This is a genomic window from Bradyrhizobium tropiciagri, from assembly GCF_001189845.1.
Classification (GTDB): Bacteria; Pseudomonadota; Alphaproteobacteria; order Rhizobiales; family Xanthobacteraceae; genus Bradyrhizobium; species Bradyrhizobium tropiciagri.
In genome coordinates this window covers 1-8,435 of sequence record NZ_LFLZ01000141.1, presented here as the reverse complement: position 1 = coordinate 8,435, position 8,435 = coordinate 1, and the positions used below count along the sequence as shown (strand labels likewise).

At 66.2% G+C, this 8,435-nt stretch carries 10 protein-coding genes; 4 read left to right on the top strand and 6 right to left on the bottom strand.

The window, feature by feature from the left end; genetic code table 11:
• Window positions 1-183: 183 nt before the first annotated feature.
• The 3 genes from rnk to AKN84_RS43755 all read right to left on the bottom strand — a co-directional run bounded on the left by rnk (window position 184) and on the right by AKN84_RS43755 (window position 1,970).
• Window positions 184-603 (bottom strand): nucleoside diphosphate kinase regulator, encoded by a 420-nt coding sequence (gene rnk / locus AKN84_RS43765; RefSeq protein ID WP_167351906.1) that lies wholly within the window; start codon window positions 601-603, stop codon window positions 184-186.
• Window positions 604-876: 273 nt separating this feature from the next.
• Complete coding sequence (locus AKN84_RS43760) at window positions 877-1,407, bottom strand: chromate transporter (RefSeq protein ID WP_050426518.1); 531 nt, start codon at window positions 1,405-1,407, stop codon at window positions 877-879.
• Window positions 1,404-1,970: a chromate transporter gene (locus AKN84_RS43755; RefSeq protein WP_050426517.1), complete on the bottom strand. Its 567-nt coding sequence runs from the start codon at window positions 1,968-1,970 to the stop codon at window positions 1,404-1,406. Before AKN84_RS43755 ends, AKN84_RS43760 begins: the two co-directional genes overlap by 4 nt.
• 115 nt (window positions 1,971-2,085) lie before the next feature.
• Between AKN84_RS43755 and AKN84_RS43750 the strand changes: the two genes are divergently transcribed.
• Window positions 2,086-2,997: a LysR family transcriptional regulator gene (locus tag AKN84_RS43750; RefSeq protein WP_430649977.1), complete on the top strand. Its 912-nt coding sequence runs from the start codon at window positions 2,086-2,088 to the stop codon at window positions 2,995-2,997.
• A 24-nt stretch (window positions 2,998-3,021) separates the two neighbouring features.
• On the opposite strand, the gene AKN84_RS43745 is transcribed toward AKN84_RS43750, so the two are convergent.
• The gene (locus tag AKN84_RS43745) at window positions 3,022-3,924 is read right to left on the bottom strand and encodes a hypothetical protein (RefSeq protein WP_050426515.1); all 903 of its coding nucleotides are present in this window, start codon (window positions 3,922-3,924) and stop codon (window positions 3,022-3,024) included.
• A 318-nt stretch (window positions 3,925-4,242) separates the two neighbouring features.
• Here AKN84_RS43745 and AKN84_RS43740 point away from each other — a divergent pair, with 318 nt between their 5' ends.
• The gene (locus tag AKN84_RS43740) at window positions 4,243-4,791 is read left to right on the top strand and encodes a carboxymuconolactone decarboxylase family protein (protein ID WP_050426514.1); all 549 of its coding nucleotides are present in this window, start codon (window positions 4,243-4,245) and stop codon (window positions 4,789-4,791) included.
• 46 nt (window positions 4,792-4,837) lie between these two features.
• On the opposite strand, the gene AKN84_RS43735 is transcribed toward AKN84_RS43740, so the two are convergent.
• Window positions 4,838-5,833 (bottom strand): GlxA family transcriptional regulator, encoded by a 996-nt coding sequence (locus AKN84_RS43735; protein WP_050426521.1) that lies wholly within the window; start codon window positions 5,831-5,833, stop codon window positions 4,838-4,840.
• A gap of 64 nt (window positions 5,834-5,897) precedes the next feature.
• On the opposite strand from AKN84_RS43735, the gene AKN84_RS43730 reads away from it, so the two are divergent.
• Window positions 5,898-6,623, top strand: a complete 726-nt coding sequence (locus AKN84_RS43730) for a DJ-1/PfpI family protein (RefSeq protein WP_050426513.1) — start codon at window positions 5,898-5,900, stop codon at window positions 6,621-6,623.
• Here the strand turns inward: AKN84_RS43730 and AKN84_RS43725 are convergent.
• A complete protein-coding gene (locus AKN84_RS43725) occupies window positions 6,620-7,099 on the bottom strand; it encodes a hypothetical protein (RefSeq protein WP_050426512.1) in 480 nt (159 codons plus the stop codon). The genes AKN84_RS43730 and AKN84_RS43725 overlap by 4 nt on opposite strands.
• 236 nt (window positions 7,100-7,335) lie before the next feature.
• Here AKN84_RS43725 and AKN84_RS43720 point away from each other — a divergent pair, with 236 nt between their 5' ends.
• Window positions 7,336-8,400, top strand: a complete 1,065-nt coding sequence (locus AKN84_RS43720; RefSeq protein ID WP_050426520.1) for an amidohydrolase family protein — start codon at window positions 7,336-7,338, stop codon at window positions 8,398-8,400.
• Window positions 8,401-8,435 lie beyond the last annotated feature (35 nt).

Sequence of the window (8,435 nt, the reverse complement as noted above, 5' to 3'; positions counted from 1 at the left end):
GGGGAGAGGGGTGGCCCCGGGCGAGATGATTGACGAGGGCACCAACCGCGCAATGGCGCTCGCATGTCACGAATTCGGAGAGAGCTTGCCGTGTGGCACCCCTCTCCCCAACCCTCCCCCGCAAGGGGGGAGGGAGCCCGTCCGCCGGTGGCTCCCTTACGCCGAATGTGGAAGCGTCGCGCGCTAACCCTGATGCGCCACCGCCAAGATCGTCACCGCGCGCGTCTGGTGGCTCGGGGTCTGGAAATCGATGGTCTGGCCGACCGACAATCCGATCAGCGCGGCGCCGACCGGTGTCAGCACCGAGATGCGGCGGAGCGCGATGTCGGCTTCGTGCGGATACACCAGCACGACCTCCCTGACGTCGCCGGTCTCGTCGTCGCGATAGCGCACGCGCGAGCCCATGCGGACCACGTCATGGAGATCCGCATCGTCGGCGACGACGCGGGCGCGGTCTGTCTCGCGCGCCAGGAACTGGGCCACACGCGGAAACACCGCCATGCTTGAATCGGCCAGCGCGCTGAGGCGATGCGCCTCGCTCGCGGTGATGACGATCGGCGGCAATGCGGGGGCGGTAAAGCTATTCTGAATGCTCTGGGGCATGTCGGTTTTGACCTTGCGGTTGCTCGAAGGCGCGATAGCGCCGGCGCGCGACTGCTTCGCGCGACACGACGGGCTGAAATGATGTTGATGACGCCTAAGGAATCCGGACGGCGCGCGATCGCCGGCCGGCTAAGTGCCTGCGTGCAGACGTCCGGCGCGCAAGCCGAGGCGCGCGATGCGGGTGTCGATGCTCAACATGTCGATCATGGCACCATCAACATAGCCGCTGATGACGACGCATCCATTGCGGCGAAAGCGCGCACGCGCCGCGCGTCAGGGCTGGCCGATGCCGGTGAGGCCGAGCACCGCGCCGGCGGCGAGCGCGAGCAGCGGATGGATGCGGGTCGTCGTGGTGGCAATCGCGACGCCGGCCGCGATCAGGATGGTGCCCCAGCTCGACACGGACGTGTGGGTGATGACGATGGCGCTGGCGGTGACGAGGCCGGCGGTGACCGGAACCAGCCCCGCCTGCACGGTCTTCCGCCAGGGCCGGTCCTTGAAGCGTTCCCAGAGCCGGAGCGCGAAGCCGGTGACCAGCGACGACGGTCCGAATTTGGCGAGCGAGGTCACCAGCACGCCGGAGAAGCCGGCGACATGCCAGCCGACCAGCGGCACCACCATCATGTTGGGCCCGGGTGCGGCCTGTGCCAGCGCGAACAGCGCGCCGAATTCCTGCGCGGTCATCCAGTGATGGATGTCGACCACCTGGCGCTGCATCTCCGGCAGGATGGTGTTGCCGCCGCCGAAAGCGAGCAGCGAGAGCTCGGCGAAGATCAGCGCGAGGGTAACGAGGGTTGCGGTCATGATGCCTGCCTCGCGCGCAGGAAGATGCTGAGCGGCGCGAGCGTCAACAGCGTCGGCAGCAGCGGCAGCCGGAACACCGCGATCGTCAGCACGCCGAGCGTGACGATCAACAGGCCGACGACATCGCGCCGCAAGGGCCAGGCGATCTTGATCGCGGTGGAGATCAAAAGTCCGGCTGCGGCTGCGGCGAGGCCGCCGAACAGATGGCGCACCACCGGATCGTTGGCAAATTGGCTGTAGACCACGCCGAGCCCGATCACGACCGCAGTCGGCACCGCGATCAGGCCGAGGATCGAAGCGAGCGCGCCGGGAATGCCGCGAAACTTCAGCCCGACCGCCACCGACATGTTGATGATGTTGCCGCCGGGCAGGAACTGGCAGAGCCCGAGCAGGTCGGTGAACTCGGCACTGGTGAGCCAGCCGCGCTTCTCCACCATCATGTGGCGCGCCAGCGGCAGCACGCCGCCGAAACCGGTCAGCCCGAGGACGAAGAAGCCCGTGAACAACTCGCCGACATCAGGTGCGACATGCTTGCTGGTTTGTGCGGCGGGTATGGCGTCCATCGGCGGAGCGGCTCCGGTTCGTTCGTTCTTCAACCGACTCTAGTTGGCTGCATGCCAAATATCCAATATATGGATACGGGAATTTGCATATCTATTGCATATGGATCGCCTGATGATCGAGCTGCGCCATCTCCGCTATGCCGTCGCGGTCGCCGAGGAAGGCCACATCACCCGCGCCGCCGCGCGGCTCGGCATCCAGCAGCCGCCGCTGAGCCAGCAGATCCGCGCGCTGGAAGCTGCGATCGGCGCGCCGCTGTTCCGCCGCCAGCCGCGCGGGGTCGAACTGACATCCGCCGGCCGCGCCTTCGTCGGCAGGGCGCGCGCGATCCTGCGCGACACCGAGCTTGCCGTGGAAGCCGCGCGCCGCGCCAGCCGCGGCCAGGAGGGCCAGCTCGCGATCGGCTTCACCTCATCGGCCGCGTTCCATCCCTTCGTCACCGGCGTGATGCGCGAGATGCGCGAGCATGCGCCGGCGATCAAATTGTCGCTGGAAGAGGCCTCGACCGGCGAGCTGATCGAAGCCGTCGAGGCTGATCGGCTCGATGCCGCGTTCGTGCGCTCGCCGAGCGAGCGGCTGGACAACCTCACCATCACGCATCTGCTCGACGAGGAGATGCTGGTGGCGCTGCCCGATCATCATCCGCGCGCCCGCAAGGACACGCGGCGGCGGATTTCGCTGGCCTCGCTCGCCGACGAGCCGCTGATCCTCTATCGCCGCCCGACCGGGCCGGGCCTCTACGACAGCATCATCGCCGCCTGCCGCGCCGCGGGCTTCAGCCCGAAAGTGGCGCAGGAAGCGACGCGGATGGTGTCGACGCTCAGCCTCGTCGCCGCGGGGCTCGGCATTTCGATCGTGCCGGAATCGATGGCGCGGCTGGAGACCGCGGGCGTCTCCTATCTCCGCCTCGACCGTGCCGCTGGCCTGGTCGCGCCGCTCGCGCTGGCGCGCAAGAAGGGCCCCGCCGGCGGCACGCTCGGCCGCCTGCTCGCCATCGTGACGCGGCGGGTGAAGGACCGTGCGGAGTGAGAGATGTCCTACGCGACTCGCAATTCAGCAGCATGCATATGATCGGACGAGACTTGATACCAACAGCGTCAGCAGGACGATTAGCGGCGGTGCGATCGTCGCCATCGTCAAGCCACCGGCACGGTGGAGCGCGAAGATTTGGGTGTCCAATGCGGGCGTGGGCGCGAGCAGACGGCTCATGAACACCACGGGAATCGCTGTTGTCGCGCCCCAAATCGCGCCGACGCTGGAACGGGTGATGAGCACCTGAATGCGAGCGGCCCAGGTGCGACCATTGAGCGCCCATTCCCTGAACCAATACTGCGTCGTCGTGATCTGATAGAGCTGCTCGACGATCGCCGAGACGACGGCGCCGGTCACCGAGGCAACGATGAACAGCAGAATGGCTCTCCGTATTCCGGACGTCGTGCCGAGTATCGCCGAAGGGACAAGCGAAGTCAGGGTGTTGATAGCGATCGTCCAGAGCAGAAATGGCGCCCATGACAGACGGATGATCTTTGCGAAGCTGGGTGAATTCGCCAGACGCTCGATCGCTGCGGTGTGTTGAAGTTGAAACTCCGCCTGCAAACCGGCGTGGATCAGGCTCGCTCCTTTTTGGTGTTCGCTGAACAGCACGGCCAGCCAGATAATCGTCGACACCAGAATACCCAGCGACCAGACGCAGACGCTCAACCTCGGCAGGAAGCGCTTGAGCACGAAGCCCTGCATGAACGGCGGGGCCAAAGTCGTGAACACGGTCAGCGCGAGGAGGCTGCTCATGAGCAACCGTTTGTACACGCTGTCGTCGTGCGGGACCGACTTGCCGATGGCTGTTGCCGCAATCGTGCTGAATACCGGGAGCAGCGCAGAGACGAACACCCAGGCTGACCACGTCGTCCAGGTGACAGGGCGCAGGCGAGCGGGAATATTCGATTCAGTCGATATCATGAGCGGGGAATTTCTCTTCCGATGAACGGGCGAGCCGAAATCTCGGCCGCGCGCTCGCATGCGACAAGTGTCATTCCCGGCAAAGTGCGGCACGCCGCGCGCGGCCCTGTGCCGGCTTGTCCGCATCTGTGCGCATTCGTCCGGCTTGCAGAGCGAACGGCTCGGGCGGATGGCGTGGAATGTGGGGAGTTTGGCGAACGCCTGCGACGATGCGCGTCTAGATAGCCTGCATCGGATCCGGTTGCCCGCGTGTCGATTGCGACAGGCCGGTTGCGTCCGGCGGCTTCCGGTTCATCACCACAGTGAAAGGCAGTTCCAATGGCACGTTTTCCCGTCCATACGCTCGACTCCGCCCCCGAAGCCTCGAAACCCTCGCTGCGCGAGGTTGAGGCGCGGTTTGGCATGATCCCCAACCTTGCGGCGACGATGGCGACGTCGCCCGTGCTGATCCAGAGCTTCATCGGCATCTTCGACAAGGTTCACGGCGGCAGCTTCACGGAGCAGCAGATCCAGACCGTGCTGCTCACCGACGCGGTGACCAATCGCTGTACCTGGGCGGTCGCTCTGCACTCCGCGCTCGGCTTGCAGGCCGGCCTTGCTTCGGCCGATGTCGACGCGATGCGCGCCGGCCGTTCGCCAGCCGACAAGCAGCTCGGCGCGCTCTCGACATTAGCGAGGTCGCTGATCGAAAAGCGCGGCCGGCTCGACGAAGAGGAGATCGAGCAATTCCTGGCGGCCGGGTTCTACAAGGACCTCGTGCTTGAGGTGATCACCATCGTGGCGGCGTCGACCATCACGAATTACACGGGCAGCGTGACCAATCCGCCGCTGGAAGCGGGGTTGCAGCCGCATGCCTGGAATGGCTGAGTATCAAACACTGCGCGCCGGCCATCGGCCGGCGTGCGCTCTCCTTCTAGCCCGCAAACCTGGCCCGGTAGTCCTGCGGCGTGGTCGACAGCAAGCGCAGGAAGCTGCGCCGCATCGTCTCCTCGGAGCCGAAACCGCAGCGCTGTGAAATGCGCTTGATCGGCAGCCGCGTCTCCGAGAGCAGATGCCGTGCTCCTTCGACCCTCAGCCGCTCGATCGCGCGGGCCGGCGTCAGCCCGGTCGCTTCAGCGTAATGCCGGCTGAAGCTGCGCTCGCTCATGCCGGCCTGCTTCGCCAATGTCGGAAGCGAGAGGTCGTCGGCCAGATGGTTGCTGATCCAGTCATGCAGCGCGCCGAACCTGTCGTCGGTCGTTTGCAGCGACAGGACTTCGCTGAACTGCGCCTGTCCGCCGGGCCGCTTGAGGAACACCACGAGATAGCGTGCGACGGCGAGCGCCGTTGCGCGGCCGAGATCGTCCTCGACCAGCGCCAATGCCAGATCGATGCCCGACGTGACGCCGGCCGAGGTCCAGAACGATCCGTCGCGCACGAAGATCGGATCGGACTCGACGCGGACATCGGGAAAGCGCTCGGCGAGCTCCTGCCAGAATCCCCAATGCGTCACGGCGCGCCGGCCATCGAGGACGCCCGATGCGGCGAGCAGGAACGCGCCGGTGCAGACCGATGCGGTGCGGCGGGCCTCTCCGGAGCGTCCGCGCACCCAGTCAACCAGGACGTCGTCGGCCGCCGCAGCGTTGACGCCGTCGCCGCCCGGAACAATCAGCGTGTCCACCGCGCTGCCGATGGCGGGCAATGGATTGACCGCGAGCCCGATGCCGGCCGATGCCTGGACCGTGGGGCCGTCCTTGGCAACGACGCGGACTTCGTAAGGCTCTGCGTTGCCTGCCTTGGCCATCATTGCGTTGGCGGACGCGAACACCTGCAACGGTCCGGTGACATCGAGCAACTGCACCGCCGGATAAGCCAGCACCTCGATCAGGCGACGGTCTTTTGGCGGAGAATGTGGGGGCTTTGGCGTCATCGCCGAAAAGTGCCGCGCTAGATTTGCTTTGTCCATAGCGCAACGAGACCTCAAGGGAAGTTCGATGATTGCTCACGATGTCCACTTACGGATCGGATCGTTGCTGTTCGAAGGCGTCGACCAAATCGATTTGACCGGCCCGTTCGAAGTGCTGTCGCGGATTCCGAATTCGACCTACCGCATCTACGCCAAGACCATGGAGCCGGTGCGCGACCTCAAGGGATTGCGGCTGACGCCGGATGCGACGCTGGCCGATGCGCCGCCGCTCGATGTGCTGCATGTGCCGGGCGGCTTCGGCCAGGAAGCCTTGATGGAAGACGCGGAGGTGCTCGGCTGGATTCGCCAGCAGGCGGCAGGGGCCTGCCACATTTTCTCGGTCTGCACCGGCGCCCTGCTGTGCGGCGCGGCCGGCCTGTTGAAGGGACGCAGGGCGACGACGCATTGGGCGTCGTTCCATCTGCTGCCGTACTTCGGGGCCACGCCCGTCAACGCGCGCGTGGTGGTCGACGGAAGCTTTGTGTTTGCTGCCGGCGTCACGGCAGGTATCGACGGTGCGTTGCGGCTCGCGGCGGAATTGCGCGGCGATGATGCCGCGCGGGCGATCCAGCTCTACATGGCCTATGCGCCGGAGCCGCCCTTCAACAGCGGCACGCCCGAGACCGCGCCGCCGGAGATCCTGCAGCGGACGCGCGAGGCGACACGCGCGATCACGGCGCAGCGGGAAGAGACCGCCCGCCGCGTGGCCGCCAGGCTGGGCGTCGTCGTGCCGGAGCCCGAGCGCGCGGGTTAATTGCCCGGCTCGAAGCTGCAGTCGGCGCCGCCGCCGGCCTTGTCCTTGATCACCTTGGGATCGAGTGTGCAGGACAGTTTCGACAGCGCCTCGTAGATCGTGCCGGCGGCGCCGTCGCCGGGCACGCCGGCGAGCGCCACGGTGGCGTAGATCGCGTTGGCCTCGCGTCCCCTGACGGTGTGGGTCCTGCTGCCGAGGGTCAGCGCACAGGACCGCGAGGTGATGTCGACATTGCTGGCGCGGCAGACGACCTTGTCGGCGGTGACGGTGATCTTCCGGGTGACGTGGACATCGCTGTCGCCGTTGAAGAATGCGGCGACCGCCTTCTTCTCCTTGGCCGGCAGCGGCGAATAAGGCGCCACCACGCCGGCCAGCGCCAGCGCGACCGAGCCGGAGGTGGTCGCAGGCGCGGCCCATGCGGCTGACGAGGCCAGCGACAATGAACCTGCGAGGATCGTCAATCGGCCGAGTTTCATTCCCGTCTCCTGTCGTGGCGCTTTCCGCGGCGCGGAATCGCTAGCATGTCTCGCAGCTTGAACAGGTGACGTCATTCACATGCCATCCCGCAACTTCGCGTGAGAGGCGGTGCGCGCTGATGGCAGGGCCGCCCCGCGTGGATCGGCTTGCGCGATCGCGCCATCGGCGTCACAGTCCGGTCTGCGGCAGCACAGCCGCCAACAACGAAGACAAGAATATCCATCCGAGGAACGCCATGGCGGCCACGCGCATCGACTGCGACATCCATCCCGCGGTGGGGGGAACGCGCACCACGCTGCTGCCTTATCTCAGCGATCACTGGAAGGAACAGGTCGTCAGCCGCGCCATCGACGGGCTCGACCTCAATTCCTATCCGCCGTCGATGCCGCTGTCGGGCCGCGCCGACTGGCGGCCGGCCGACGGCAGCAAGCCCGGCAGCGATCTTGCCATGGTGCAGCGCGGCGCGTTCGACCAGCTCGGCGCCAGCCACGCCATCTGCAATGTGGTCTATGGCGCGCAGGCGGTGTTCGATTCCTACATGGCGGCGGACTTCTGCCGGGCGATCAACGACTGGATCGCGGCCGAATGGCTCGCGAAGGATAAAAGGCTGCGCGCCTCGATCGTGGTGCCGATCCAGGCGCCGGATCTCGCCGTCGAGGAGATCGAGCGCCGCGCCGGCGACAACCGCTTCGTCTCGGTGCTGGTGCCGTCGCAAAACGAGACGCTGCTCGGGCGGCGGCATTACTGGCCGATCTACCAGGCCGCTGAGAAATACAGGCTGCCGATCGCGATCCACGCCGGCAGCGCCTACCGCGGCGCGCCGAGCTCGATCGGCTGGCCGTCCTATCGTTACGAATATTATCTGGCCGAGGCGCAAGCCTTCCAGGCGCAGACGCTGAGCCTGATCTATGAGGGCGTGTTCGGAAAGTATCCCGGATTGACCGTGGTGCTGATGGAATCAGGCGTCAGCTGGCTGCCGGCCTTCATGTGGCGCGCCAACAAGACCTGGCGCGGCGTGCGCGTCGAGGTGCCGTGGGTCGAGCGCGAGCCGGCCGCGATCATCCGCGAGCATTTCCGGGTCACGATGCAGCCGTTCGACGCGCCGCTGGATGCAACAAGCGTTGCCGACATCATCGACCAGATCGGCTCCGACAAGATGTTCCTGTTCGCATCCGACTACCCGCACTGGCAGTTCGACGGCGACGATCCGATCCCGCCGCATCTGCCTGATAGCCTGATCAAGCGGATGTGCGAAGACAATCCGATTGAAACGTTCCCGCGTCTCAAGCTGAATTCGTGAGCATGATGAAGTATGGCGCGACATCGGCAGTGCGA

Excerpts from the sequence above, each read along its gene's own strand:
- AKN84_RS43755 (WP_050426517.1), bottom strand. The coding sequence starts at position 1,970 with ATGGACGCCATACCCGCCGCACAAACCAGCAAGCATGTCGCACCTGAT.
- AKN84_RS43760 (WP_050426518.1), bottom strand. The coding sequence starts at position 1,407 with ATGACCGCAACCCTCGTTACCCTCGCGCTGATCTTCGCCGAGCTCTCG.
- AKN84_RS43740 (WP_050426514.1), top strand. The coding sequence starts at position 4,243 with ATGGCACGTTTTCCCGTCCATACGCTCGACTCCGCCCCCGAAGCCTCG.
- AKN84_RS43720 (WP_050426520.1), top strand. The coding sequence starts at position 7,336 with ATGGCGGCCACGCGCATCGACTGCGACATCCATCCCGCGGTGGGGGGA.
- AKN84_RS43730 (WP_050426513.1), top strand. The coding sequence starts at position 5,898 with ATGATTGCTCACGATGTCCACTTACGGATCGGATCGTTGCTGTTCGAA.
- AKN84_RS43745 (WP_050426515.1), bottom strand. The coding sequence starts at position 3,924 with ATGATATCGACTGAATCGAATATTCCCGCTCGCCTGCGCCCTGTCACC.
- AKN84_RS43725 (WP_050426512.1), bottom strand. The coding sequence starts at position 7,099 with ATGAAACTCGGCCGATTGACGATCCTCGCAGGTTCATTGTCGCTGGCC.
- rnk (WP_167351906.1), bottom strand. The coding sequence starts at position 603 with ATGCCCCAGAGCATTCAGAATAGCTTTACCGCCCCCGCATTGCCGCCG.
- AKN84_RS43735 (WP_050426521.1), bottom strand. The coding sequence starts at position 5,833 with ATGACGCCAAAGCCCCCACATTCTCCGCCAAAAGACCGTCGCCTGATC.